This is a genomic window from Pseudomonas wadenswilerensis, from assembly GCF_024749185.1.
In the GTDB taxonomy this organism is placed as follows: domain Bacteria; phylum Pseudomonadota; class Gammaproteobacteria; order Pseudomonadales; family Pseudomonadaceae; genus Aquipseudomonas; species Aquipseudomonas wadenswilerensis.
On the sequence record NZ_CP087191.1, the window covers coordinates 4,778,357 to 4,802,622 of the forward strand.

The 24,266-nt window shown below is 61.7% G+C and carries 26 protein-coding genes and 1 other RNA gene; 8 read left to right on the forward strand and 19 right to left on the reverse strand.

The genetic code is table 11. The features are described from left to right. From mraY to rsmI, 9 genes are all read right to left on the reverse strand, one after another. The gene (mraY, locus tag LOY45_RS21870; RefSeq protein ID WP_115085430.1) at positions 1–1,083 is read right to left on the reverse strand and encodes a phospho-N-acetylmuramoyl-pentapeptide-transferase; all 1,083 of its coding nucleotides are present in this window, start codon (positions 1,081–1,083) and stop codon (positions 1–3) included. Continuing rightward, positions 1,083–2,453, reverse strand: coding sequence for a UDP-N-acetylmuramoyl-tripeptide--D-alanyl-D-alanine ligase (locus LOY45_RS21875; protein ID WP_258578347.1), 1,371 nt, complete (start codon positions 2,451–2,453; stop codon positions 1,083–1,085). The genes mraY and LOY45_RS21875 overlap by 1 nt, the downstream gene beginning before the upstream one ends. Then, the gene (locus LOY45_RS21880) at positions 2,446–3,909 is read right to left on the reverse strand and encodes a UDP-N-acetylmuramoyl-L-alanyl-D-glutamate--2,6-diaminopimelate ligase (RefSeq protein ID WP_258578348.1); all 1,464 of its coding nucleotides are present in this window, start codon (positions 3,907–3,909) and stop codon (positions 2,446–2,448) included. Before LOY45_RS21880 ends, LOY45_RS21875 begins: the two co-directional genes overlap by 8 nt. Next, complete coding sequence (locus tag LOY45_RS21885) at positions 3,909–5,642, reverse strand: peptidoglycan D,D-transpeptidase FtsI family protein (RefSeq protein WP_166675647.1); 1,734 nt, start codon at positions 5,640–5,642, stop codon at positions 3,909–3,911. Before LOY45_RS21885 ends, LOY45_RS21880 begins: the two co-directional genes overlap by 1 nt. Next, a complete protein-coding gene (gene ftsL, locus LOY45_RS21890; protein ID WP_115085426.1) occupies positions 5,642–5,935 on the reverse strand; it encodes a cell division protein FtsL in 294 nt (97 codons plus the stop codon). The genes LOY45_RS21885 and ftsL overlap by 1 nt, the downstream gene beginning before the upstream one ends. After that, positions 5,932–6,879 (reverse strand): 16S rRNA (cytosine(1402)-N(4))-methyltransferase RsmH, encoded by a 948-nt coding sequence (rsmH, locus tag LOY45_RS21895; protein WP_167458863.1) that lies wholly within the window; start codon positions 6,877–6,879, stop codon positions 5,932–5,934. The genes ftsL and rsmH overlap by 4 nt, the downstream gene beginning before the upstream one ends. Then, positions 6,876–7,331: a division/cell wall cluster transcriptional repressor MraZ gene (gene mraZ / locus LOY45_RS21900; RefSeq protein WP_010220775.1), complete on the reverse strand. Its 456-nt coding sequence runs from the start codon at positions 7,329–7,331 to the stop codon at positions 6,876–6,878. Before mraZ ends, rsmH begins: the two co-directional genes overlap by 4 nt. 308 nt (positions 7,332–7,639) lie before the next feature. Next, an RNA gene (gene rnpB / locus LOY45_RS21905) (RNase P RNA component class A) lies at positions 7,640–7,999 on the reverse strand. Positions 8,000–8,066: 67 nt separating this feature from the next. Further along, a complete protein-coding gene (gene rsmI, locus LOY45_RS21910; RefSeq protein WP_258578350.1) occupies positions 8,067–8,942 on the reverse strand; it encodes a 16S rRNA (cytidine(1402)-2'-O)-methyltransferase in 876 nt (291 codons plus the stop codon). Between the two features lie 186 nt (positions 8,943–9,128). On the opposite strand from rsmI, the gene LOY45_RS21915 reads away from it, so the two are divergent. The 5 genes from LOY45_RS21915 (at position 9,129) to LOY45_RS21935 (ending at position 12,923) form a co-directional block, all read left to right on the forward strand. Further along, positions 9,129–10,949 carry a penicillin-binding protein activator gene (locus LOY45_RS21915; RefSeq protein WP_115085424.1) on the forward strand — a complete coding sequence of 607 codons (1,821 nt, stop codon included), beginning with the start codon at positions 9,129–9,131 and terminating at the stop codon, positions 10,947–10,949. Further along, a complete protein-coding gene (locus LOY45_RS21920) occupies positions 10,949–11,320 on the forward strand; it encodes a YraN family protein (RefSeq protein ID WP_045197304.1) in 372 nt (123 codons plus the stop codon). The genes LOY45_RS21915 and LOY45_RS21920 overlap by 1 nt, the downstream gene beginning before the upstream one ends. 135 nt (positions 11,321–11,455) lie before the next feature. Beyond that, positions 11,456–12,049 (forward strand): phosphoheptose isomerase, encoded by a 594-nt coding sequence (locus tag LOY45_RS21925; protein WP_115085423.1) that lies wholly within the window; start codon positions 11,456–11,458, stop codon positions 12,047–12,049. Next, positions 12,046–12,624 carry a BON domain-containing protein gene (locus LOY45_RS21930; RefSeq protein WP_115085422.1) on the forward strand — a complete coding sequence of 193 codons (579 nt, stop codon included), beginning with the start codon at positions 12,046–12,048 and terminating at the stop codon, positions 12,622–12,624. The genes LOY45_RS21925 and LOY45_RS21930 overlap by 4 nt, the downstream gene beginning before the upstream one ends. A gap of 80 nt (positions 12,625–12,704) precedes the next feature. Further along, positions 12,705–12,923, forward strand: a complete 219-nt coding sequence (locus tag LOY45_RS21935) for a YgdI/YgdR family lipoprotein (RefSeq protein WP_038998857.1) — start codon at positions 12,705–12,707, stop codon at positions 12,921–12,923. A gap of 51 nt (positions 12,924–12,974) precedes the next feature. On the opposite strand, the gene LOY45_RS21940 is transcribed toward LOY45_RS21935, so the two are convergent. The 7 genes from LOY45_RS21940 to rplM all read right to left on the reverse strand — a co-directional run bounded on the left by LOY45_RS21940 (position 12,975) and on the right by rplM (position 17,845). After that, positions 12,975–13,409 (reverse strand): ClpXP protease specificity-enhancing factor, encoded by a 435-nt coding sequence (locus tag LOY45_RS21940; RefSeq protein WP_115085421.1) that lies wholly within the window; start codon positions 13,407–13,409, stop codon positions 12,975–12,977. Between the two features lie 17 nt (positions 13,410–13,426). Then, complete coding sequence (locus LOY45_RS21945) at positions 13,427–14,044, reverse strand: glutathione S-transferase N-terminal domain-containing protein (RefSeq protein ID WP_010220766.1); 618 nt, start codon at positions 14,042–14,044, stop codon at positions 13,427–13,429. A 118-nt stretch (positions 14,045–14,162) separates the two neighbouring features. Continuing rightward, a complete protein-coding gene (locus LOY45_RS21950; protein WP_134061427.1) occupies positions 14,163–14,942 on the reverse strand; it encodes a cytochrome c1 in 780 nt (259 codons plus the stop codon). Beyond that, positions 14,942–16,153 carry a cytochrome b gene (locus tag LOY45_RS21955; RefSeq protein ID WP_115085419.1) on the reverse strand — a complete coding sequence of 404 codons (1,212 nt, stop codon included), beginning with the start codon at positions 16,151–16,153 and terminating at the stop codon, positions 14,942–14,944. The genes LOY45_RS21950 and LOY45_RS21955 overlap by 1 nt, the downstream gene beginning before the upstream one ends. Next, positions 16,153–16,746 (reverse strand): ubiquinol-cytochrome c reductase iron-sulfur subunit, encoded by a 594-nt coding sequence (gene petA, locus LOY45_RS21960; RefSeq protein ID WP_010220763.1) that lies wholly within the window; start codon positions 16,744–16,746, stop codon positions 16,153–16,155. The genes LOY45_RS21955 and petA overlap by 1 nt, the downstream gene beginning before the upstream one ends. A gap of 263 nt (positions 16,747–17,009) precedes the next feature. Beyond that, complete coding sequence (gene rpsI, locus LOY45_RS21965; protein WP_115085418.1) at positions 17,010–17,402, reverse strand: 30S ribosomal protein S9; 393 nt, start codon at positions 17,400–17,402, stop codon at positions 17,010–17,012. Positions 17,403–17,416: 14 nt separating this feature from the next. Further along, entirely contained in the window at positions 17,417–17,845 is a 429-nt protein-coding gene (rplM, locus tag LOY45_RS21970; RefSeq protein ID WP_115085417.1) for a 50S ribosomal protein L13, read from the reverse strand. 252 nt (positions 17,846–18,097) lie between these two features. Here rplM and LOY45_RS21975 point away from each other — a divergent pair, with 252 nt between their 5' ends. Together LOY45_RS21975 and LOY45_RS21980 are read left to right on the forward strand one after the other, a co-directional pair. Further along, positions 18,098–19,138, forward strand: coding sequence for an NADP(H)-dependent aldo-keto reductase (locus LOY45_RS21975; RefSeq protein ID WP_115085416.1), 1,041 nt, complete (start codon positions 18,098–18,100; stop codon positions 19,136–19,138). A gap of 214 nt (positions 19,139–19,352) precedes the next feature. Beyond that, positions 19,353–20,249: a GlxA family transcriptional regulator gene (locus LOY45_RS21980; RefSeq protein WP_166675646.1), complete on the forward strand. Its 897-nt coding sequence runs from the start codon at positions 19,353–19,355 to the stop codon at positions 20,247–20,249. A 119-nt stretch (positions 20,250–20,368) separates the two neighbouring features. Here the strand turns inward: LOY45_RS21980 and zapE are convergent, their stop codons facing one another. From zapE to LOY45_RS21995, 3 genes are all read right to left on the reverse strand, one after another. Then, a complete protein-coding gene (gene zapE, locus LOY45_RS21985) occupies positions 20,369–21,463 on the reverse strand; it encodes a cell division protein ZapE (protein ID WP_115085415.1) in 1,095 nt (364 codons plus the stop codon). A gap of 82 nt (positions 21,464–21,545) precedes the next feature. After that, positions 21,546–22,895: a tryptophan--tRNA ligase gene (locus LOY45_RS21990; RefSeq protein WP_134061426.1), complete on the reverse strand. Its 1,350-nt coding sequence runs from the start codon at positions 22,893–22,895 to the stop codon at positions 21,546–21,548. A 24-nt stretch (positions 22,896–22,919) separates the two neighbouring features. Further along, the gene (locus tag LOY45_RS21995; RefSeq protein ID WP_115085413.1) at positions 22,920–23,552 is read right to left on the reverse strand and encodes an alpha/beta hydrolase; all 633 of its coding nucleotides are present in this window, start codon (positions 23,550–23,552) and stop codon (positions 22,920–22,922) included. A gap of 138 nt (positions 23,553–23,690) precedes the next feature. On the opposite strand from LOY45_RS21995, the gene LOY45_RS22000 reads away from it, so the two are divergent. Beyond that, positions 23,691–24,125 (forward strand): Z-ring associated ZapG family protein, encoded by a 435-nt coding sequence (locus LOY45_RS22000; protein WP_115085412.1) that lies wholly within the window; start codon positions 23,691–23,693, stop codon positions 24,123–24,125. The last annotated feature ends 141 nt before the right edge of the window (positions 24,126–24,266 follow it).

Sequence of the window (24,266 nt, forward strand, 5' to 3'; positions counted from 1 at the left end):
CTACCTCAGTTTCAGGGTGGCAAGGCCGATCAGCACCAGAATCACGGTGATGATCCAGAAGCGGACGATCACCCGAGGCTCGGGCCAACCCTTGAGTTCAAAGTGGTGGTGAATCGGCGCCATGCGGAACACGCGCTTGCCGGTCAACTTGAAGGAGGCCACCTGGATCACCACCGACAGGGTCTCCATGACGAACACACCGCCCATGATGAACAGGACGATTTCCTGACGCACGATCACGGCGATGGTGCCCAGTGCGGCGCCCAGTGCCAGGGCACCGACGTCGCCCATGAACACCTGGGCCGGATAGGTGTTGAACCACAGAAAGCCCAGGCCGGCACCGATCAGCGCGCCGCAGAACACAATCAGCTCACCTGCGCCCGGCACGTAAGGGATCAGCAGGTATTCAGCGAATTTCACGTTACCCGACAGGTAGCAGAAGATGCCCAGGGCGCCGCCAACCATCACCGTCGGCATGATCGCCAGGCCGTCGAGGCCGTCGGTGAGGTTCACCGCGTTGCTCGAGCCGACGATGACGAAGTAGGTCAGGACCACGAAACCGATACCCAGCGGGATGGTGACGTCTTTGAGCATTGGCACGATCAGGGTGGTTTCGACGCTGGTCGGAGCGGTCATGTACAGGAAGATTGCTGCACCGAGGCCGAACACCGACTGCCAGAAATACTTCCAGCGGCTTGGCAGGCCGCGCGAGTTCTTCTCGATCACCTTGCGGTAGTCATCGACCCAGCCGATTGCGCCGAACAGCAGAGTGACGATCAGCACCACCCAGACATAACGGTTGGTCAGGTCGGCCCACAGCAGGGTACTGATGCCGATCGCGGAAAGAATCAGTGCGCCACCCATGGTCGGGGTGCCGGATTTGGACAGGTGCGATTGCGGGCCGTCGTTACGGACCGCTTGACCGATCTGGCGAATCTGCAGGGTACGGATCATCCATGGGCCCAGGCAAAGGGCCAGCGACAACGCGGTCAGTACACCAAGGATCCCGCGCAGGGACAGGTACTGGAAGACCGCGAAGCCTTTGTAGAACTGTTGCAGATACTCAGCCAGCAGCAGCAGCATTAATGTTTCTCCCCGCTGGAACCGCACAAAGCCGCCACGACGTTCTCCATCGCAGCGCTGCGCGAACCCTTGATCAAAATAGTGGTGTTGGTGGCCTGCTCGGCGGCGCGAACGGCGTCGATCAGGTCAGCTTGATTAGCGAAATGTCGGGCATTGGTGCCGAACGCTGCTACCGCGTGGGCCATGTTGCTGCCCACCGCATAGAGTGCCGAAACCTTGTCTTTGGCGTACTCGCCTACCTGCCGATGCCCTTCCTCAGCCCACTGGCCCAATTCGCCGATATCCCCGAGCACCAGGACGGTGCGGCCGGAAAAGCCGGCGAGTATATCAACGGCAGCGCACATGGAGGTGGGGTTTGCGTTGTAAGTGTCATCAATTACCCGCACACCGTTGGGCGCCATCTGCACCACAGTGCGGCCCTTGACCGGTTGCACGGCATTGAGGCCCTGGACGATACCGTCCAGCGTCAGACCAAAGGCATGGGCGGCAGCGGCGGCGGCCAGAGCATTGGCCACGTTGTGGGTACCGAGCAGGTTGAGCTGGACCCGCGCCACGCCCAGCGGGCTGTGCAGGTCGAACGACGGGCAACCACGCTCGTCGTGAGCAATGCTGCCAGCGTGGAAATCCGCGCCGGCGTTGTTCAGGGCGAAGGTCAGCACCGAGCGATTGCCGGCGCGCTTTTTCCAGATGGCGAAGGCCTTGTCATCAAGGTTCAATACCGCCACGCCATCCTGACCCAGACCTTCGAGGATCTCGCCCTTGGCTTCGACAATCTTCTCTGGCCCGCCGAACTCGCCGACATGAGCGGTTCCGGCATTGTTGATCAGCGCTACCTGTGGCTTGGTCAGGCCGACGGTATAGGCGATTTCACCGATGCGCGAGGCACCCAGCTCGATGACCGCCGCGGTATGCTCCGGGGCCAGTTCGAGCAGGGTCAGCGGTGCGCCGAAATCATTGTTGAGATTGCCGCGAGTGGCCAGCACCGGGCCACGGGTACGCAGAATGCTCGCAAGCATTTCCTTGACCGTGGTCTTGCCGCTGGAACCGGTGATGGCGGCAACCGGCTTGTCGAATGCGGCGCGGTTCAGCGCGCCCAGCTGGCCCAGGGCCAGGCGGGTGTCGCTAACCACCAGCTGCGGCAGGTTGCTGCCCGGCACTTCGCGCTGCACCAGGGCGGCGACCGCGCCCTTGGCGGCAACGTCGTTCAGGTAGTCGTGACCGTCGAAGCGCGGCCCGGCCAGGGCGACAAACAGCTGCCCGGCAGTGATTGCCCGGCTGTCGATGCTGACGCCATTGAAGGTCGCGTCCTGGCCCTGCAGGCGGCCGTTGAGCGGCGCGGTCAGCTGGCTGAGGGACAATGGCTTAAGCATCGGGGGCCTCCCACACGGCAAGGGCTTTCTCGGCTTCGACCAGATCGGAGAAGTCGTGGCGCTCGCCGTTGATTTCCTGATAGTCCTCATGCCCCTTGCCGGCCAGGACGATGACATCGTCAACGCCAGCACTGGCAATCAACTGCGCAATGGCAGGGCCACGACCGGCAACGAATTCGACGGCATCGGCCTGGGCAAAGCCAGGGCGGATATCGGCGAAGATCTGCTGCGGATCTTCAGTGCGCGGGTTGTCATCGGTGACCAGCACGCCATCCGCCAGGCGCTCGGCCACTTCGGCCATCAGCGGACGCTTACCGCGATCACGGTCGCCACCGCAGCCGAACAGGCACAGCAACTGGCCTTTGGCATGCGGGCGCAGTGCTTGCAACACCTGCTCCAGGGCATCGGGGGTATGCGCGTAATCGACCACCACCAGCGGCTTGCTGCCGCCGCCCAGGCGCTGCATGCGCCCGACCGGGCCTTCCAGCACCGGGGTGACCTTGAGAATTTCGTCCAGCGGGTAATCCAGGGCCATCAAGGTGCCGACCGCCGCGAGTATGTTGCTCAGGTTGAAGCGCCCGAGCAGGCGGCTGCGCAACGAGTGCTCGCCTTGGGCAGTGACGATCACGGCGCGCACGCCATCATCATCGAAATGCGCTTCGCGGCAGTACAGCGAAGCGGCTGGATCCTTCAGGCTGTAGCTGATCAGGCGCGACTCGCCCTGCTCGGCTGCCAGCCGCCGACCAAAGTCGTCATCGAGGTTGACCACCCGGCAACGCAGGTTCGGCCAGCCGAACAGGCGCGTCTTGGCGTCTTCGTAGGCCTGCATGCTGCCGTGGTAATCGAGGTGATCACGGGACAGGTTGGTCATCACCGCGATGTCGAATGCCAGGGCGGCGACCCGGCCCTGGTCCAGGGCATGGGAAGACACTTCCATGGCCACGGCCTTGGCCCCGGCCTTCTTCAGGTCGTTGAGGGTGGCCTGCACGGCGATCGGGTCCGGCGTGGTCAAGCGACCGCTTTGCAGGGCGCCATAGAAGCCGGTACCGAGGGTGCCGATCAGACCGCAGTGCTGACCGAGCAGGTCCAGCGCCTGGGCCACCAGCTGGGTGACGCTGGTCTTGCCGTTGGTACCGGTGACACCCACCAGGTCGAGCAGACGGCTTGGCTCACCATAGAAACGCCCGGCGATGTCCGAGAGTTGCGCCGCCAGGCCCTTGACCGGAATCAGCGGCACTTCGGTGATCGGCAGCACGGTGGCGCCTTCGGCTTCGTAGGCAACCGCCGCCGCACCGCGCTTGAGCGCGTCGGCAATGTGTTCACGGCCATCCATGCGCGTACCCGGCACCGCCAGGAACAGGTCGCCCGGGCGTACGTTACGGCTGTCCAGGGTCAGTTCGCGGATCGACGGATCGCGGCTGGCCTGGGTAAAAAGCTTGCTCAATGGCATCGTCATCAACCGCGCCCTCCTTTGGCGGGCGCAGCATTGACCTGCTGCGGTGGGGTTGCCGGCGGCAGGTTGTCCGGCGGAATGTTCATCAGGCGCAACGTACCGGACATGACCTTGCTAAATACCGGTGCCGATACCAGGCCACCGAAGTAGCCGCCTTTGCTCGGCTCGTCGATGACCACGACCACCGCATAGCGCGGATCGCTCATCGGCCCGAAGCCGGCGAACAGCGAACGGTACGAATTTTCGGTGTAGCCCTTGGAACCGATGGTGGCTTTACGCGCCGTACCCGACTTGCCACCCACGTGGTAGAACGGCACCTGGGCGCGGAACACCCCGCGCGGCGCTTCGATGACCTGCTGGACCATGCCCTGGATGGTCTCGGCGACTTCCTTGGGCACCACCTGGGTGGACTCCGGCGCCTTGTCGACCTTGAGAATGCTCAGCGGCACCATCTTGCCGTCATTGGCCAGCGCCGCGTAGGCATGCACCAGTTGCAGCGCGGTGACCGACAGGCCGTAGCCATAGGACAGGGTCGCGGTTTCGGCCTTGCGCCATTCACGGTGGTTCGGCAGGTTGCCGACGCGCTCGCCCGGGAACCCCAGGCCGGTGTATTGACCGAGACCCAACTGGGACATCACCCGGTAGATCGATTCGCCACCGATATCGAAGGCGATCTTGCTCATGCCGACGTTACTGGAGTTGATCAGGATGCCGGTCAGGTCAAGGATCGGCCCCTCGCTCCTGGACACGTCACGAATGGTGTAACGCCCCAGTTGCAGGGTGCCGGGATAGACCTCGACCTTGTCGGTCGGCTTCCAGCGCCCGCTCTGCAGGGCCGCGCTCATGGACAGCGGCTTGACCGTCGAGCCGGGCTCGAAGACGTCGATGATCGCCCGGTTACGCATGGCCGCCGGGAACATGCTGCGGCGGTTGTTGGGGTTGTAGGTCGGCTGGTTGACCATGGCCAGCACTTCGCCGGTCTTGACGTCGAGAATCACCAGGCTGCCGGCCTTGGCTTCCTGTTCGGCAATGGCGTTGCGCAACTCGCGGGTGGCCAGGTATTGCAGGCGCAGGTCGATCGACAACGCCAAGGTCTTTCCGGCCTTGGCGTTTTTGGTTACCTGGATGTCCTTGATCAGCCGGCCGCGCCGGTCCTTGATCACCTGTCGCTTGCCGGGCACGCCGGCCAGCCATTCATCGTAGGCCAGCTCGACCCCTTCGCGACCGTGATCATCGAGGTCGGTAAAGCCGACCATGTGCGCGGCGACGTCGCCGGCCGGGTAGAAACGGCGGAATTCCTCGATGCCATAGACACCGGGGACTTTGAGATCGAGCACTACCTGGCCCTGCTCCGGGGTCAGGCCGCGGACCAGGTAGATGAATTCCTTGCTGGCCTGCTGCTCCAGGCGCGCCGCCAACTGCTGCGGGTTCTGCTTCAGCGCGGCGGCCAGGGCCGGCCAGCGCTCCTTGGCAGCCTGCATTTCTTTCGGGTTGGCCCACAGGGTGGTCACGGGAGTACTGACAGCCAGCGGCTCGCCATTACGGTCGGTGATCAGCCCGCGGTGCGCAGGAATAGGGATATGGCGCAGGCTGCGGGCATCGCCCTGGCCCTTGAGGAAGTCACGGTCGACCACCTGCAGGTCGATGATGCGCCAGGCAATTGCGCCGACCATCAGCGCCAGCAGGGCGATGACCACGCGGAACCGCCAGGGGTAGAGTGCGCCGTCGAGTTTCATCATGGCGCCACCATCCGCACTTCGTCAGCCGCCGGAATGCGCATCTTCAGCTGTTCGCTGGCGAGGTTCTCGATGCGGCTGTGGGCAGTCCAGGTGCTCTGTTCAAGAATCAGCCGGCCCCACTCGGCCTGCGCCTTGTCGCGCTCGCTGAGTTCGCCGTACAGGCTGTTGAGCAACTGACGATTCCAGTGCGCGCTGTAGGACACCGCCACCGAGGAAACGAGCACGCCGATGAACAGCAGAAGCATCAGGAAGCTTCCGCCTGGCAAAGGCTTGGCGAACAAGCGGCTCACCGCAGCTTCTCGGCGACGCGCATGACCGCGCTACGCGAACGTGGGTTGGCCTTGAGCTCGGCCTCGGAGGCGAACTGGGCCTTGCCGTGGACCTTGATCTTCGGTTCGAAATGCTTGTGCTGGACCGGCAGGTTGCGCGGCAGGTTGTCGGCCTCGCCCTTGACCAGCTTGCGCATGAACAGTTTGACGATGCGGTCTTCCAGGGAGTGGAAGCTGATCACCACCAGGCGCCCACCGACTTCCAGTGCTTCGAGCGCAGCATCAAGGCCGGCTTCGAGATCACCGAGCTCGTTGTTGACGTGAATGCGCAGGCCCTGGAAGGCACGGGTAGCCGGGTTCTTGCCCTTTTCCCAGGCCGGGTTGGCGACCTTGAGCACTTCGGCAAGGTCGGCGGTGCGGGTGAACGGGGTTTCTTCGCGGCGCAGTACCACGGCACGGGCCATGCGTTTGGCAAAGCGCTCCTCGCCGTATTCCTTGAACACCCGGGCGATTTCTTCTTCGGGCGCGTTGGCAATGAACTCGGCAGCACTGACGCCACGGGTCGGGTCCATGCGCATGTCCAGCGGGCCATCGTTGAGGAAGCTGAAGCCACGCTCAGGGTCGTCCAGCTGAGGCGACGACACGCCCAGGTCGAGCAGGATGCCGCTGACCTTGCCGGCCAGGCCGCGCTCGGCGACTTCGGCGCCCAGCTCGGCAAAACTGCGCTGCACAATGACAAAGCGGCCGTCTTCGGCCGCCAGCGCTTGCCCGGTGGCAATCGCTTGAGGATCTTTGTCAAAACCCAGCAGCCGGCCCTGCGGCCCGAGCTTGCTGAGGATCAACCGGCTATGCCCGCCGCGTCCGAAGGTGCCATCCAGATAGCAGCCATCGGCGCGTACAGCGAGAGCCTCGACGGCTTCGTCAAGCAGTACGGTGATGTGGTTAAAGCCGCTATCTATAGTCACAGGATCAAATCACGCAGTTCATCAGGCATGGCGCCCGGTTGTTGGATAGCTGCAAGGTCGGCTGCCGAAACCGCGTTCCAGGCATCCTCGTCCCACAGCTGAAATTTGTTCAGTTGCCCCACCAGCATTGCCTTCTTGTCGAGCTTGGCGTACTCGCGCAAACGCGGCGGCACCAGGAAACGACCACTGCCATCAAGCTCCAGATCCACCGCATTGCCGATCAGCAAACGCTGCAGGCGACGGTTCTCTTCACGCAATGACGGCAAGGCGCGCAACTTGGCTTCAATCAGTTCCCACTCATCGAGCGGGTACACGCATAAACAGGGATCAACCGCATCGATGGTCACGATCAACTGCCCGGAACTACGCGAATCGAGCTCGTCACGGTACCGGCTCGGCATTGCGAGACGGCCCTTTGCGTCGAGGTTGATGGCGTTGGCTCCGCGGAACACGGCTGCGATTCCCCACAATGTTAGCGTTTTTGTGTCAGAAAACCCACTTCATGCCACTTTCTGCCACTTGCGCACACTATAGGAATCCGCCTACCACACCGTCAAGGCACGCTTATAAGGAAATCCCTTACAGATCGGAGATTTAGCGCGCACAGAGAAGATAGAAGGACAATTCGGAAGGGATTTTGACGAAAAAACTCAAACCCACTCAGACGGATAGAGTGAGAAGTTAAAGTAATTTATTAAGAGTAAGATTTTTTCGGTATTACGAAGACGCATCTGCTATCGATTCAAGCAGGAGGGAAGAGGTGGAGAGTCGATCTGTAAGCCGGGTTCTGTCGAGGACAGTCATTCCTCTACGACGGCCATCACTGGACGCCTTTAGCAACCTACCCGGTTCCAACGCGGGCCGCGCCATATGGAACCCTATTTGGTCTTGCTCCGAGTGGGGTTTACCTAGCCATGAACTGTTGCCAGTCATGCGGTGCGCTCTTACCGCACCTTTTCACCCTTACCGGCACCGAAGTGCTTAGGCGGTTATTTTCTGTGGCACTTTCCGTAGGCTCGCGCCCCCCAGGCATTACCTGGCACTCTGCCCTATGGAGCCCGGACTTTCCTCCCCCCTCTATTGCGGAACAATAGAAGGCAGCGACTGTCCAATCGACTCTCCGCCGCAAAGGTTAACGGTAGCGGGCGCCAAGAACAAGCGATAAAACCAATAATAGCACTATAACATCAGTGGTCTTTCTGTTTTTCCAGCGCCACCTGGTACAGCAGGTTCTTGCGCACACCGGTGATTTCCGCCGCCAGCGCCGCGGCGCGCTTGAGCGGCATCTCCGCCAGCAGCAGGTCGAGGATGCGCATCGCCTCGGTGCTTACCGCCTGCTCATCCTCCGGCGCGGTATAGCCCGCCACCAGCACCACGCACTCGCCACGCTGCTGATTGCTGTCGGCCTCGACGAAGGCGCGCAGTTCAGCCAGCGGCAAGCCCTTGAGGGTCTCGAAGGTCTTGGTCAGCTCGCGGGCCAGCAGCGCCGGACGCTCACCCCCGAACACCTCTTCCATATCCTGCAGGCATTCGAGAATCCGGTGCGGCGCTTCGTAGAAGATCAGCGTCCGCAGTTCTTCCTTTACCTGACTCAGGCGCGCACGACGTCCTACCGCCTTGGCCGGCAGGAAGCCTTCGAAGATGAACCGGTCCGACGGCAGGCCAGCGGCCGACAGCGCCGCGATCAGCGCGCAGGCGCCAGGCACCGGCACCACCGATATGCCCGCGGCACGGGCCTGGCGCACCAGGTGATAGCCAGGGTCGGAAATCAGCGGCGTGCCGGCATCGGAAATCAGTGCGACGTTGTCCCCGGCCAGCAAACGGGTGAGAAAGCGGCTGCCCTCATCACGCTCGTTGTGCTCATGGCAGGCGGCCAAGGGGGTATTGATACCAAAGTGTTGCAACAGACGAATGGAGTGACGGGTGTCCTCGGCGGCAATCAGCGCCACATCGCCGAGCACCTTGAGCGCCCGGGCACTCATGTCATCCAGGTTGCCGATCGGCGTGGCCACCACGTAAAGCGTGCCCGAAGTGGATTGGGAAGCCCCTGGAACATCAGTCACTGCACACACCTGTCATCATGATCAAAGCGCCATTGTAGCCCGAGACTCGGCAACATTGGGCAATCAGGATTGCCGCAAACCGGCGCTCCACGACCTATATTGAAGGATTAACGCCAGCAAGATCGCGCCCCGGCCAGCGCTTGGGTACAATTGCCAGTTAATTTGATCGAGTAACAGGACCCTTACATGATCGCTTGCCTGCGGCTGCTCACAGCCCTTTGCCTCGCCGCCCTGCTGGCAGCCTGCGCCAGCTCGCCCTCGTCGAGCCTCGGCGAACTGCCGCGCACACCGGATGCCAGCATCGAGCAACTGCTTGAACAGGCCACCACCAGCAAGACGCCGGAGCAAGCTGCACTGCTGCGCCTGAGCGCCGCCGACCTGGCCTACAAGCAAAAGGACAATGCCCGCGCCGCGCGCATCCTCGAGCAAGTGCCACTGGAGCAGCTCAAACCGGCCCAGCAGATCTTCGCCAGCACCCTGGCGGCAGAACTGGCCATGAGCCGCAACCAGCCGAAGTTGGCCCTGACCGCCCTGAGCCACCCGAGCCTGGCGCGCCTCAACGAGCTGCCGGAAGATCAACAGATCCGTACCCGCAGCGTGCATGCCGCGGTGCTCGAAGCCAATGGCCAGCCCCTGGCTGCCGCCCAGGAGCGCGCGCAACTGACGCCGTTGCTCAAGGGTGATGCCGCCAACACCAACAACGACGCGATCTGGAACCTGGTAGCGGCAGTCCCGCGCGACCAGCTCAAAGACCTGAGCACCGGCACCGACACCATGGCCGGCTGGGCCAGCCTGGCCCTGGCAGTAAAAGGCGCCGGCACCGTCGAGCAGCAACAAGCCGCCATCGATGCCTGGCGCGCCCAGCACGCCGATCACCCGGCCGCCGCCCAGCTGCCGCCCTCGCTGATCAAACTGATGGAGCTGACCAGCCAGCCGCTGACCAAGATCGCCCTGCTGCTGCCACAGGAAGGCCAACTGGCCGGTGTGGCCCGCGCCCTGCGTGACGGCTTCATGGCTGCGCACTTCCAGGCCCAGCAAGCCGGGCAGAAGCCGCCAACCATCGAAGTCTTCGACAGCTCGCGACTGACCTCGCTGGATGACTTCTATCGCCAGGCCCAGGCCTCGGGCGTGCAACTGGTGGTTGGCCCGCTGGAAAAACCGCTGGTGAAAAAGCTCGCCGCCTACCCGCAGCTGCCTATTACCACCCTGGCCCTGAACTACAGCGACGTAGGCCAGAAAGGCCCGGAGCAGCTGTATCAGTTCGGTCTCGCCGCCGAAGACGAAGCCCGTGAAGTGTCCCGTCGCGCCCGCGCCGACGGCATGGTTCGCGCCGTAGCCCTGGTGCCAAAAGGTGAATGGGGCGACCGCGTGCTCAAGGCCTTCCGCCAGGACTGGGAAGCCAACGGCGGCAGCCTGCTGGCCGCCCAGCACATCGATCAGCCAGTGGCCCTGGCTCAGCAGATCGCTGACCTGTTCCAGCTGCGCCAGAGCGAAGGCCGTGCCAAGAGCCTGCAAAACACTGTAGGCGGTGCGGTATCGGCCCAGCCTTCGCGCCGCCAGGACATCGACTTCATCTTCCTTGCCGCCACCCCGCAGCAAGGCCAGCAGATCAAGCCGACCCTGAACTTCCAGTACGCCGGCGACGTTCCGGTGTACGCCACCTCGCACGTGTACAGCGCCAGCGGCGACGTCAACCAGTACAACGACCTCACCGGCGTGCGCTTCTGCGATACCCCGTGGCTGCTCGACAGCGGCAATCCGCTGCGTCAGCAGGTCGAGCGCCAGTGGCCACAAGCTGCCGGCAGCCTGGGCCGCCTGTACGCCATGGGCATCGACGCCTTCAGCCTGGCACCGCGTCTGGGCCAGCTGCGCGCGCTGCCTGAAAACCGCATCGACGGCTTGTCCGGCAGCCTGAGCATGAACGAGAACCAGCGCATCGAGCGGCAACTGCCCTGGGCCGAGTTCTCCGGCGGCCAGGTCAAACGCCTGCCCGACACCCCACGCTGATGCCCGACAGTTCGCGCCAACAGGCCGGCCAGGCCGCCGAACGGCAAGCCCTTGAATACCTTCAAGGGCAAGGCCTGCGGCTGCTGGCGCAGAACTGGCGATGCAAACGCGGCGAGCTTGATCTGGTCATGCTCGACAGCGATACAGTAGTATTCGTCGAAGTCCGCTACCGGCTGCACGCGGACTTTGGCGGTGCGCTCGCCAGTATCGACGGGCGCAAGCAGGACAAACTGGTGCTAGCCGCCGAGTCTTTTCTGCAAAAGGAAACACGCTGGGCCAATCACCCCTGCCGTTTCGATGTCATCGCCTTGCAAGGCAGAGGTCATTCGGGCCCACCGCTGGACTGGCTGAAAAATGCCTTCGAGTGCTGAACCCGCCATACCCGCGCCCCATTACCCCTACAACTTTTTTGCTCTTTGCTTCACGGGCTGCACAGTCATGTGCCGGGACCTTTTTTTGTATACTCCCGACGCGCCCGGCCAGCCGCCCTACTTAAGGTCACACTGATGGACATGCAATCCCGAATTCGCCAGCTTTTTCAGGCCAGCATCAACACCAAGCAACAGGCGATGGAAGTCCTTGCACCACACATCGAGCAAGCCAGTCAGGTCATGGTCAATGCGCTGCTCAACGAGGGCAAGATGCTTGCCTGCGGTAACGGCGGCTCGGCCGGCGATGCCCAGCACTTCTCTTCCGAACTGCTCAACCGCTTCGAGCGCGAACGCCCGAGCCTGCCGGCCATCGCCCTGACCACCGACAGCTCGACCATCACCTCGATCGCCAACGACTACAGCTACAACGAAATCTTCTCCAAGCAGATCCGCGCCCTGGGCCAACCCGGCGATGTGTTGCTGGCGATTTCGACCAGCGGTAACTCGGCGAACGTTATTCAGGCGATCCAGGCCGCACATGATCGCGAAATGATTGTCGTAGCTCTGACCGGACGCGATGGCGGCGGCATGGCCTCGCTGCTGCTGCCTGAAGACGTCGAGATTCGCGTACCGGCCAACGTCACCGCACGTATCCAGGAAGTCCACCTGCTGGCGATCCACTGCCTCTGCGACCTGATCGACAGCCAATTGTTCGGGAGTGAAGAATGACCCCTAACCGCCTCGGCCTGATGGCCCTGACCCTGTGCCTGAGCCTCACCGGTTGCAGCTCGGTGCTCACCGCCACCCGCGACAAGCCGATCGAGGACGACCGCGGCACCCGCACCTTCGGCAGCAAGATCGATGACTCGCTGATCGAAACCAAGGTATCGGTCAACGTTGCCAAGGCCAGCCCTGACCTGGACAAGAGCTCGCACATTGTCGTCAGCAGCTTCAACGGTATCGTCCTGCTCGCCGGACAAACTCCGCGCGCCGACCTCAAGAGCCTGGCCGAACAGGCCGCAGGCCAGGTCCAGCGAGTGAAGAAGGTGCACAACGAACTGCAGGTGCTGCCGCCCTCCTCGATCCTGGCGCGTAACAACGACGCTTGGCTGACCACCAAGATCAAGACCCAGATGCTCACCGACAGCAACATTCCCGGCTCGCGCATCAAGGTGATCACCGAGAACGGCATCGTCTACATGCTCGGCCTGCTGACCCAACAGGAAGCCACCCGCGCCACCAACCTGGTGCAGGGCGTGTCGGGCGTGCAGAAGATCGTCAAACTGTTCGAATACATCGACTGATAAACCCATTGCGGGGCAAGCCCGCTCCCACCTGTGGGAGCGGGCTTGCCCCGCGATCCAACCATCTCTAGGAAGTCCCCATGAAAAACGGCCTGCTGCCAACCTTGCTGATTGGCGCCTTCGCCACCCTGGCCGGCTGCTCCACCCCAAGCCAGATCACCCTCAACGACGGCCGCGAATTCCAGGCAGTCGACGCGCCTCGCTACGATCGCGCCGCCGGCTTCTACGAATTCAAGCAACTCGATGGCAAGGTGATCAAGGTCAACAAGGACCAGGTCCGCACCATCACCGACCTGTAATCCAGGCCGGACAGACACAAAAAAGGCGATCCCTGCGGATCGCCTTTTTTGTTACTTGACCACCTTCAGGCTCGGACGCCCGCTTGGCCGTGGCGGCTGGCCGCCACTGGTAGGCGGACCGTCGTCATCCGGCTCGACGGTATCGTCATCTTCTTCGTCTTCATCGTCGAGCAGCGGCGGCTCGAGCTCGAAGACCATGCCCTGGCCGTTTTCCCGGGCATAAATACCCAGAATCGCACCCGCCGGCACGAACAGGGTGTGGGCAACGCCGCCAAAGCGGCCCTCGAAGCTCACTGCTTCGTTATCCATGTGCAGGTGACGTACGGCACTGGGTGAGATGTTCAGGACGATCTGGCCGTCACTGGCGAAGCTCTGGGGTACCTGGACGGCCGGGTATTCGGCATTGACCAGCATATGCGGCGTGCAGTCGTTGTCCACGATCCACTCATAGAGTGCACGTACCAAATAGGGGCGACTGGAGTTCATCGACAGCTCCTTAAAACCTAGCGCATTTCACGTTCAGCAGCGGACAGGCTTGCCTGGAAGGCTTCGCGGGCAAACTGTCGCTCCATGTAATCGAGCAACGGCTTGGCCGGCCGCGGCAGTTCGATACCCAACACTGGCAAACGCCAGAGTATGGGCAGTAGACAACAATCGACCAGACTTTGCTCCTCACTGAGGAAACAAGGCTTGTCGGCAAACAACGGCGACACCCCGGTCAGGCTCTCGCGCAATTCCTTGCGCGCCTGCACGCGTGCAGGCTCCTTGCTGCGCGGGTCGAGTATGAGGTCGACCAGTGCACACCAGTCGCGCTGGATGCGGTGAATCAGCAGGCGGCTGTTGGCCCGCGCCACCGGATACACCGGCAACAGTGGCGGGTGCGGGTAACGCTCATCGAGGTATTCCATCACCACGGTCGACTCGTACAACGCCAGGTCGCGATCGACCAGGGTTGGCACGCTGCCATAGGGGTTCACTTCAACCAGCTTGGGCGGCAGGCGACCAGGATCGACGTTGATGATCTCGACACTGACACCCTTCTCGGCGAGAACGATGCGCACCCGATGAGAATAATGGTCAGCGGGGTCGGAGTAGCAGGCTAACCGGTTGGTCACGCCCATAGTGGTCCTCCTCGCGTATGAATTTATAAATGCTGCAAATGCAAACGCGCCCTGCGGGCGCCCCTGTGAATCCAGAGGCGCCCCAGGGCGCGTTCAACTACCAGAAACTACTGCGTGATCAGTGCACGTCCTTCCAGTATTCGCGCTTGAGCAGATAAGCGAATACGAAGAAGAAGGCCAGATACAGCAGCACATAGGTACCGATGCGCTGGCTTTCCAGTTTGACCGGGTTAGCCGAGTAAGCCAGGAAGGTCACCAGGTTCTTGACCTTCTCGTCGAACTGCTCTGGCGTCAGGGTACCGGATTTCGGCTCCACGGTCAGCTGGTCACATGCTTCATGAGTCAACGGCGAGCCGGTCAGCGGGTCATATTGCTTCTTGCCATCGACCACGGTCTGCACTTGCTTGCAGCCAATCACCTGGTTGCCTTGCAGGCCAACCAGCACGTTGGGCATGCCGACGTTCGGGAAAACCTTGTTGTTCACCCCGTACGGACGCGACTTGTCCTCATAGAAACTGCGCAGGTAGCTGTACAGCCAGTCGGTGCCACGCACGCGGGCAACCAGGGTCAGGTCAGGCGGAGCGGCACCGAACCAGGTCTTGGCATCGTCAGGCTTCATGCCGATCTTCATGTGGTCGCCAATCTTGGCCCCAGTGAACACCAGCTTCTCGAGCATCAGCTCGTGAGGAATACCCAGGTCGTCAGCCACTCGCTCGTAACGCTGGAACTTGGCGCTGTGGCAACCCATGCAATAGTTGGCAAAGGTGCGTGCGCCGTCCTGCATGGCGGCCTTGTCGGTCAGGTCGATATCGACCTTGTCCAGCTCCAGGCCGTGTTCGGCGGCGAAGGTCAACGCGGGCATCACTGCCAGAATCAATACTGCAAATAGCTTTTTCATCAGCCAGTCACCCTTTCCGGAACCGGTTTGGTCTTCTCGAGCCGGGTGTAGAACGGCATCAGAAGGAAGTAGGCGAAATACAGGAAGGTGCACACCTGCGACAGCAGCGTACGGCCCGGGGTAGGCGCCAGAACGCCGAGCACACCGAGGATCACGAACGAGATGCAGAACACCAGCAGCCAGGTCTTGCTCATCCAGCCCTTGTAGCGCATGGACTTGACCGGGCTGCGATCCAGCCACGGCAGGACGAACAGCACGGCAATCGCAGCGCCCATGGCAATTACGCCGAGCAGCTTGTCCGGAACCGCCCGCAAGATCGCGTAGAACGGCGTGAAGTACCAGACCGGGGCAATGTGCTCAGGGGTCTTGAAGGCGTTGGCCTGTTCGAAGTTCGGTTTCTCCAGGAAGTAACCGCCCATTTCCGGGAAGAAGAACACGATGGCGCAGAACACGAAGAGGAACACGACGACGCCGACGATATCCTTCACGGTGTAGTAAGGGTGGAACGCGATACCGTCCAGCGGAACGCCGTTTTCATCCTTGAGCTTCTTGATGTCGACGCCATCAGGGTTGTTCGAACCCACTTCGTGCAGCGCCAGGATGTGCAGCACCACCAAGCCGAGAATGACGATCGGCAGGGCCACCACATGCAAGGCGAAGAAGCGGTTCAGGGTGATGCCGGAGATCAGGTAGTCACCACGGATCCACTGGGTCAGGTCGTCGCCGATCACCGGAATGGCACCGAACAGCGAGATGATCACCTGGGCACCCCAGTAGGACATCTGGCCCCACGGCAGCAGGTAGCCCATGAAGGCCTCGGCCATCAGTGCCAGGTAGATCAGCATGCCGAACACCCACACCAGCTCGCGAGGCTTCTGGTACGAGCCGTACAGCAGGCCGCGGAACATGTGCAGGTAGACCACGATGAAGAACGCCGAAGCGCCGGTGGAGTGCAGGTAGCGCAGGATCCAGCCGTATTCGACGTCACGCATGATGTATTCGACCGAGGCGAATGCCTCTTCGGCCGACGGCGTGAAGCTCATGGTCAGCCACACACCGGTGACGATCTGGTTGACCAGCACCAGCAGTGCCAGGGAGCCGAAGAAGTAGAAGAAGTTGAAGTTCTTCGGCGCGTAATACTTGCTGAGATGGTCTTCCCACATCTTGGTCGCGGGGAAGCGGGCGTCAACCCAGTCCATTAACTTACTCATCACGCGTTCTCCTGATCGACGCCGACGACGATAATGTCGTCCGACTCATAAGAGTGCGGCGGCACTGGCAGATTGAGCGGCGCCGGCTGAGATTTGTAGACGCGGCCAGCCAGGTCGTAGTGGGAACCGTGGCACGGGCAGAAGTAGCCGCCGACCCACTTCGGACCCAGGTCGACAGGTGCCACTTCCGGACGGAAGGTTGGCGAGCAGCCCAGGTGGGTGCACAAACCGACGAGCACCAGGATCTCCGGCTTGATCGAGCGGTTCGACGGATCGACATAAGTCGGTTGAACCGATGCCTTGGACTCAGGGTCGGAGAGGTCGCCGGTGATCTTCTTGAGGTTACCGAGGATCTCTTCGGTACGGCGGACGATGAACACCGGTTGGCCGCGCCACTCAGCAATCATCTGCTGACCAGGCTCTACCTTGGCGATATTGACCTTCACCGGTGCACCTGCGGCTTTCGCCTTGGCACTGGGGAACCATGACCCTACGAACGGGACCGCAGCCCCCACCGCTCCTGCAGCACCCACCACGGACGTGGCTGCTACGAGGAAGCGACGCCGGCCTGCATTGACGCCGTCATTGCTCATTCAGTCCTCTCCCATCAGCTTTATGGCCTGTTGCAACAGGCATCTACTAAGTAATTTCTGAACTGCTAAAAATTTGCCGCATGGTAATGAAAAGACCCTTCTCTGACAAGGTGATTAGCCTTGTGCCACCCCGCTATCCCTTGTAACTCTTGACTTGCGTCTATGCGGCAAGTTGTCACAGCAAACAACAGCATAGTTATTCAAGACATAAAAAAAGCCCGGTTCCACCAGGAACCGGGCTTTTTTTGAACACCGAAGCGAAATTAACGCTTGGAGTACTGAGGACGCTTACGTGCTTTACGCAGACCCACTTTCTTACGCTCGACTTCACGAGCGTCGCGGGTGACGAAGCCAGCACGACGCAGAGCGCCACGCAGGGTTTCGTCGTAGTCCATCAGTGCACGGGTGATACCGTGACGGATCGCACCGGCCTGGCCGCTGACACCACCACCGATAACGGTGACGTAGATGTCGAACTTTTCGGTGGTCTCGGTCAGTTCCAGCGGCTGGCGTACTACCATGCGCGCGGTTTCACGACCGAAGAACACGTCCAGAGAACGGTTGTTGATGGAGATGTTACCGGTACCTGGACGCAGGAAAACGCGAGCGGTTGCGGTCTTGCGACGGCCAGTGCCGTAATTTTGAGTCGCCGACATAATGAACTATTCCGTTAAATCTTCAGTTCTTGGGGCTGCTGAGCAGTATGAGGGTGAGCAGCGCCCGCATAGACTTTCAGCTTACGGTACATGTCGCGACCCAGTGGGTTCTTAGGCAGCATGCCTTTAACCGCGGTCTCGATCACGCGCTCTGGGGCCTTGGCGATCAACTTCTCGAAGTTGATTTCCTTGATACCGCCCGGGAAGCCGGAGTGGGAGTAGTACATTTTGTCCGAAGTCTTGGCACCAGTGACGCGAACCTGCTCGGCGTTGATGACGACGATGTAGTCGCCGGTGTCAACGTGAGGAGTGTACTCTGGCTTGTGCTTGCCACGCAGACGGCTCGCGATCTCAGTGGCCAGACGACCCAGGGTCTTGCCAGCAGCGTCAACGACGAACCAGTCACGCTTTACTGTTTCCGGTTTAGCAGTAAAAGTTTTCATTCTTTATAGCCTCAGGGGCCGCCCAGCGAAAATAAGACGGCAGATCTTACTGGATAGTGCGCACCTTGACAAGTCAAGGACACAGCCGCACACGGACGCTATCGGGGGCTCGGGTCAGCGCGTCCAATATTCGGCAGGGTTCTTCTATGGAGCGGGGCATCACTTCCGCTGCACGGAGAGGGGCTGAATTATCCAGATTGCGAAAAAAAATTCAACCTGCTTTTATGCTTCTTTTAGACAGGAAGCAGCCGAATGGACTATCGCCAGCTGGGCCGAACCGATCTCAACGTCAGCGCCCTGTGCCTGGGCAGCATGACCTGGGGCGAGCAGAACGACCAGGCCCAGGCCTTCGCCCAGATCGAACGGGCCAAGGCCGCCGGGATCAATTTCATCGATACTGCCGAGATGTATCCCGTCCCTCCCCGCCCGGAAACCTACGCCGCCACCGAGCGCATGATCGGCAACTGGTTCAGCCAGCGCGGCGACCGTGCCCAGTGGATCCTGGCCAGCAAGGTGGCCGGGCCCGGCAACGGCATCAACCATATTCGCGACGGCCTGCTCAAGCACAACCGCCAGCACATCGTCGCCGCCCTGGACGACAGCCTCAAGCGCCTGCAGACCGACTGGATCGACCTCTACCAGTTGCACTGGCCCGAGCGCAGCACCAACTTCTTCGGCAAGCTGGGTTACCAGCACGCGCCGCAGGACCTGTTCACCCCGCTGGAAGAAACCCTCGAGGTGCTCGACGAACAGGTCAAGGCCGGCAAGATCCGCCACATCGGCCTGTCCAACGAAACCCCGTGGGGCACCATGAAATTCCTGCAGTTGGCCGAAAGCCGTGGCTGGAGCCGTGCAGTTTCAATCCAGAACCCCTACAACCTGCTCAACCGCAGCTTCGAGGTGGGCCTGGCGGAGATCGCCATCCGCGAACAGTGCGGCCTGCTGGCCTACTCGCCACTGGCCTTCGGCATGCTCTCGGGCAAGTACGAGAACGGCGCGCGCCCGGCCGCAGGGCGCCTGACCCTGTTCAGCCGCTTCTCGCGCTACTCCAACCCGCAAACCGTGGCCGCCTGCAGCCGCTACGTGAAGCTGGCCCACGACCACGGCCTGGACCCGGCCCAGATGGCCCTGGCGTTCGTCACCCGCCAGCCGTTCGTGACCAGCAACATCATCGGCGCCACGACCCTCGAGCAACTGGACAGCAACCTGGCCAGCTTCGACCTGAAGCTCAGCGACGAGCTGCTGGCGGGCATCGAGGCCATCCATCAGGACCAGCCCAACCCCGCGCCCTGAGACGCGATCCCGGTTCCCACAAACAAGGTGGGAACCGAGGGTAGACACAATCGCCAAAAAATAAGACGATCCAGCCGGTGATTGACCACTCTACCCTATAAGAATAAAGAAAATGATGTTTACCCAACCCACGGCGTCCTTGCGGCGCGTCAGTATCCTGGCCATCGACAATGTCTTCGCATCGACCCTGATGCAGGCCAAGGATTTCTTCCACCTGGCCAGCCTGCGCTACGGCAAGCAGTTGGGCCTGGGCCTGCAACCGATGTTCGAAACCCGCCTGGTGAGCCCTGACGGCCAGCCTGTGCGTAGTTTCAGCGATGTGATGCTGCCGGTCGACAGCGGCCTGGAACAGGCCGACATCATCATCCTGCCGGCCTTCTGGGACGACTTCGATGCCCTCTGCCAGCGCTACCCGCAAGTACTGCCCTGGCTACGTGAGCAGCACGCCCGCGGCGCCGTGCTCTGTGGCGAAGCCAGCGGCGTGTTCTGGCTGGCCGAGGCCGGGCTGCTCGATGGCAAGGAGGCGACCACCTACTGGCGTTTCTTCAACCAGTTCGAAGAACGCTTCCCCAAGGTCAGCCTCAACCAGGACAAGCACCTGACCGACGCCGACAACCTCTACTGCGCCGGCGGCACTACTTCTGCCTGCGACCTGTACATCTACCTGATCGAGCGATTCTGCGGCGCCAACGTGGCGCAAGCGGTGGCCCGCGACATCCTCTACGAAGTGCAGCGCAACTACACCCCGGGGCGCATGGGCTTTGGCGGGCAGAAACTGCACCAGGACCTGATCATCCTGCAGATCCAGCACTGGCTCGAAGAGCATTTCGCCGACAAGTTCCGCTTCGAGGACGTGGCCCGCAACCACGGCATGAGCATCCGCAACTTCATGCGTCGCTTCCAGAGCGCCACCGGCGACAAGCCGCTGCACTACCTGCAACGGCTGCGGATCGAAACGGCCAAGGGCTTGCTGTCGGGCACGCGCAAGAGCATCAAGACCATCAGCTATGAAGTTGGCTATGACGATGCGAGTTTCTTTGCCCGGTTGTTCAGGCAGCACACGGAGTTGTCGCCGAATCAGTATCGGCAGCAGTTTATGCAGGAGGCCTGAAAGGCCTCCTCAGCTTCAAGCCTCAAGCTTCAAGCGGCAAGCAAGAGCAGGATCAAGAGCAGCGCGCGGTCGGCTCTTGATCCTGCTTGCAGCTTGAAGCTTGAAACTTGCAGCTGCTTTTAAGGCTTATGCGCCCGCGACAGGAATTCGTGGGACTGCATTTCCAGCAAGCGGCTCAGGGTCCGCTGGAATTCGAAGGTCAGGCGACCACCGGTGTACAGGTCCTTGAGCTCAACCTCGGCCGAGATGATCAGCTTGACGTTGCGGTCATAGAATTCGTCGACCATGTTGATGAAGCGCCGGGCGATGTCATCGGTCGCCACGCTCATCTGCTCGACGTCGCTCAGCAGCACGGCATGGAAGATCTTGCCCAGTTCGATGTAGTCGTTCTGGCTGCGCGGGCCGTCGCACAGTTCGCGGAATTCGAACCAGGCCACGTCGTCACAGGTGCGCAGGGCACGAATCTCGCGGTTCTCGATCACCAGTACATCGTTCTCGACCGCCTGGGTGCATTCCGGCGTCAGCGCGCGGAAGCTCTTGCGCAGGCTTTCGTGGGCCGCTTCGTCGAGCGGGAAGTGGAACAGCTCGGCCTGCTCCAGGTGGCGCAAGCGGTAGTCGACGCCGCTGTCGACGTTGACGATCTCGGTGTTCTGCTTGATCAGGGCAATTGCCGGCAGGAAGCGCGCACGCTGCAGGCCGTCCTTGTACAAGCCGTCCGGGACGATGTTGGAGGTGGCCACCAGGGTCACGCCGTTCTTGAACAGCTCCTCCATCAGGGTGCCGAGGATCATCGCGTCGGTAATGTCGGAGACGAAGAATTCGTCGAAACAGATCACCCGGGCCTCATCGGAAAAACGCTTGGCGATGATGGTCAGCGGGTTCTTCTCGCCCTTGAGGGTTTTCATTTCCTCGTGGACGCGCTTCATGAAGCGGTGGAAGTGCGTACGCACCTTCTGCTTGAACGGCAGCGCCTCGAAGAAGGTATCGACCAGGTAGGTCTTGCCGCGGCCTACCCCACCCCAGAAGTACAAGCCCTTGACCGGTGCCTGGTCCTTCTTGCCGAACAATTTGCCGAACACGCCCGGCTTGTTGTTCTGCGCCGCGATCAGATCGTCGTACAGGCGCTGCAGATGACGCACTGCAGTTTCCTGCGCCGCGTCATGGAAGAATTCGGGACGTTTCAGATCTGCTTGATATCGTTCTAGGGGCGTCATAATTCGTTAGCAAGGTAACAAAAACGGGCCGTCACTGTAGCGACGGCCCGGGATAATGGCAATCAGACTTGCGATAAGCCGTTCAGTCCTGCTGGGGCACCAGGGCCGCGCGCAGGGTTTCGATCGCGCTGTCGCGGGCAGCGGCATCGGCGAACTGCGGGCCGTCGCCGACGCACTCGCCTTCCAGCCACAGGCTGAAGCCCAGGCCTTCGTGGCGCACGTCGAGCTCGCCGCCCTGTTGCAGTTGCTTGCTCACCGCACCCGCAGTCTTGCCATCGGCGAAGTTGCGCGACAGCAGCAGTTGCTCGCCATCGGCAGCCAGCAGACGGAAGCGGAAACTGCCGTCGTCTTCGCGGAAGCTGACAAAGCGCGCGGTCTTGGCGGCCTTCTTCTTGACCTGGGCAGTGGCCTGCTCGATGTTGCGGAATGAGCGCAGGCCCACCGCTTCGCGCAGTTGCTCAAGGAACGGCGTGGCCACCTTGCGGGCTTTCTGCGCACCGGCCAGGAGGATGTCCTCAAGGTCGGCCGGGCGACTGATCAGTTGGTGATAACGTTCGCGTGGCTCGCTCAGCTGACCGTCGAGCAGCTGGAACAGACGCTGCTTGGCTTCGCCCCAGCCCAGGCCCTGGAGCAGTTCGCTGCGGAACTCGTCGGCTTGCGAAGCCGTGGCGAAGGCCTGGAACAGGGTGAACAGGTGCGAGTTGTCCGGGTCCTTGGCTTCGCCCGGGGCGCGGGAGTCGGTGACGATGCGCGAGATGGCATCCTTCATGTCCTTGGCACTGGTGAACAACGGGATGGTGTTGTCATAGCTCTTGGACATCTTGCGTCCGTCCAGGCCCGGAAGGGTGGCGACGCTTTCTTCGATCAGCGCCTCGGGCATGGCGAAGAACTCCTTGCCCTGGCCGAACAGGTGGTTGAAGCGCTGGCCGATATCACGGGCCATCTCCACGTGCTGGATCTGGTCGCGACCGACCGGCACCTTGTTGGCGTTGAACATCAGGATGTCGGCGGCCATCAGCACCGGGTAGCTGTACAGGCCCATGCTGATACCGGCATCCGGGTCTTCACCGCTTTCGACGTTCTTGTCTACCGAAGCCTTGTAGGCGTGCGCGCGGTTGAGCAGGCCCTTGGCCGCGACGCAGGTCAGCAGCCAGGTCAGCTCGGGGATTTCCGGGATGTCGGACTGGCGATAGAAGGTCACTCGCTCCGGGTCCAGGCCACCGGCCAGCCAGGTCGCGGCGATTTCCAGACGCGAGCGCTGGATGCGCTGCGGGTCATCGCACTTGATCAGGGCGTGGTAGTCGGCCAGAAAATAGAACGAGTCGACACCCGGTTCACGGCTGGCGAGAATCGCCGGGCGGATGGCACCGGCATAGTTGCCCAGGTGAGGCGTGCCCGTGGTGGTGATACCGGTAAGGATGCGCGTAGTCATGGGTAATCGCTTATCAGGCTTGTATCAGTTCGAAAGGCGCGGCAGCACCAGTTCCTTGAGGTCGGTGAGCTTGCCATGGAAAAAGTGTCCGCATTCTGCCACTTTCAGCAGCTCATGGGGGCGTGGCAGTGCGTCGGACCAATCGTAGACGATCTGCGGATCGATCACTTCGTCGGTTTCCGGCTGGATCACGCTGAGTTCGCCCTGCTGCGCCAAGGGGTTATCGCCCAGGCGCATCACCGCCGGGGCAACCATGAACAGGTGCTTGAGGGCAACGCCCTGGGCTTCCAGGCGACCACCGAGGCTGGCTGCGACGAAGCCGCCGAAGGAGAAGCCCATCAGGGTCAGTGGCAGCTCAGGGTGCTGTTCCCGCAGCCAGCTCACCGCCGCCTCGGCGTCGTCCACCTCGCCGCTGCCCATGTCATGGCTGCCGGCACTCTGGCCAACGCCGCGGTAGTTGAAACGCAGGGTAATGTAGCCGGCATCGCGGGCGGTGCGCTGCAGCATCGACACCACCTTGTTCATCATGGTGCCACCTTGCACCGGGTTGGGGTGGCACAGCAGCACAACGCCGCGGGCGTCGGCGACATCGAGGTACAAGGCTTCCAGTTGGCCGACCGGGCCATCGATGAATACGGGGGTTTCGCGGATAAGCAAGGATAAACTCCGTGACCTCGGAAAGGGTCGACTCGTCTAGCTGAATGATTCTGTCTGAGATATTTGCGATGGTTCGCGGTATACAGCGCAGGTCCGAGCCGTTAACGTAAAGCAAAGCCGTTTATAGAGGAAGGACTCGTGGAACTCTCGCTCTTAGTTTGGTTGTTGCCGACCCTGGCCCTCGTCGTGGGTGTCGTCGTTGGTTTCCTGGTCGCCCGCCTGTTGCCTAATGCTGCACCGAGCAGCACCCAGCGTCAGCTGGATGATATCCAGGAACGTTTCGACAGCTACCAGAATGAGGTGGTTACTCACTTCAACAGTACGGCTGCGCTGGTCAAGAAACTGACCCAAAGTTACCAGGACGTCCAGGATCACCTGGCCGAAGGCGCCAACCGCCTGGCCCTGGACGAACTCACCCGTCAGCGCCTGCTGGCCGCCCTGCACTCCGAAGCCGTGCAGCCTGCGCGTGATCGCCTGACCCCGCCGAAGGACACCGAGGTGCCGCGCGACTACGCACCGAAAGCGCCCAACTCGCCGGGCATGCTCGATGAGCATTACGGGCTCAAGCGCTGAGCAAAATAAAAGGCCCCTGTGAGGGGCCTTTTTTATAAGCGTCGCCTGCGTTGCGAGCGCTATGCGCTCGATCGCTGGCAAGGCCAGCTCCCACAGGGTCACTTGTGGGAGCCGGCCTTGCCGGCGATGGGCTACGCAGTA

Coding starts and splice junctions, on each gene's coding strand:
- mraY (WP_115085430.1), bottom strand. CDS start 1,083: ATGCTGCTGCTGCTGGCTGAGTATCTGCAACAGTTCTACAAAGGCTTC.
- LOY45_RS21875 (WP_258578347.1), bottom strand. CDS start 2,453: ATGCTTAAGCCATTGTCCCTCAGCCAGCTGACCGCGCCGCTCAACGGC.
- LOY45_RS21880 (WP_258578348.1), bottom strand. CDS start 3,909: ATGACGATGCCATTGAGCAAGCTTTTTACCCAGGCCAGCCGCGATCCG.
- LOY45_RS21885 (WP_166675647.1), bottom strand. CDS start 5,642: ATGAAACTCGACGGCGCACTCTACCCCTGGCGGTTCCGCGTGGTCATC.
- LOY45_RS21915 (WP_115085424.1), top strand. CDS start 9,129: ATGATCGCTTGCCTGCGGCTGCTCACAGCCCTTTGCCTCGCCGCCCTG.
- LOY45_RS21920 (WP_045197304.1), top strand. CDS start 10,949: ATGCCCGACAGTTCGCGCCAACAGGCCGGCCAGGCCGCCGAACGGCAA.
- LOY45_RS21925 (WP_115085423.1), top strand. CDS start 11,456: ATGGACATGCAATCCCGAATTCGCCAGCTTTTTCAGGCCAGCATCAAC.
- LOY45_RS21930 (WP_115085422.1), top strand. CDS start 12,046: ATGACCCCTAACCGCCTCGGCCTGATGGCCCTGACCCTGTGCCTGAGC.
- LOY45_RS21935 (WP_038998857.1), top strand. CDS start 12,705: ATGAAAAACGGCCTGCTGCCAACCTTGCTGATTGGCGCCTTCGCCACC.
- LOY45_RS21940 (WP_115085421.1), bottom strand. CDS start 13,409: ATGAACTCCAGTCGCCCCTATTTGGTACGTGCACTCTATGAGTGGATC.
- LOY45_RS21945 (WP_010220766.1), bottom strand. CDS start 14,044: ATGGGCGTGACCAACCGGTTAGCCTGCTACTCCGACCCCGCTGACCAT.
- LOY45_RS21950 (WP_134061427.1), bottom strand. CDS start 14,942: ATGAAAAAGCTATTTGCAGTATTGATTCTGGCAGTGATGCCCGCGTTG.
- LOY45_RS21955 (WP_115085419.1), bottom strand. CDS start 16,153: ATGAGTAAGTTAATGGACTGGGTTGACGCCCGCTTCCCCGCGACCAAG.
- petA (WP_010220763.1), bottom strand. CDS start 16,746: ATGAGCAATGACGGCGTCAATGCAGGCCGGCGTCGCTTCCTCGTAGCA.
- rpsI (WP_115085418.1), bottom strand. CDS start 17,402: ATGTCGGCGACTCAAAATTACGGCACTGGCCGTCGCAAGACCGCAACC.
- rplM (WP_115085417.1), bottom strand. CDS start 17,845: ATGAAAACTTTTACTGCTAAACCGGAAACAGTAAAGCGTGACTGGTTC.
- LOY45_RS21975 (WP_115085416.1), top strand. CDS start 18,098: ATGGACTATCGCCAGCTGGGCCGAACCGATCTCAACGTCAGCGCCCTG.
- zapE (WP_115085415.1), bottom strand. CDS start 21,463: ATGACGCCCCTAGAACGATATCAAGCAGATCTGAAACGTCCCGAATTC.
- LOY45_RS21990 (WP_134061426.1), bottom strand. CDS start 22,895: ATGACTACGCGCATCCTTACCGGTATCACCACCACGGGCACGCCTCAC.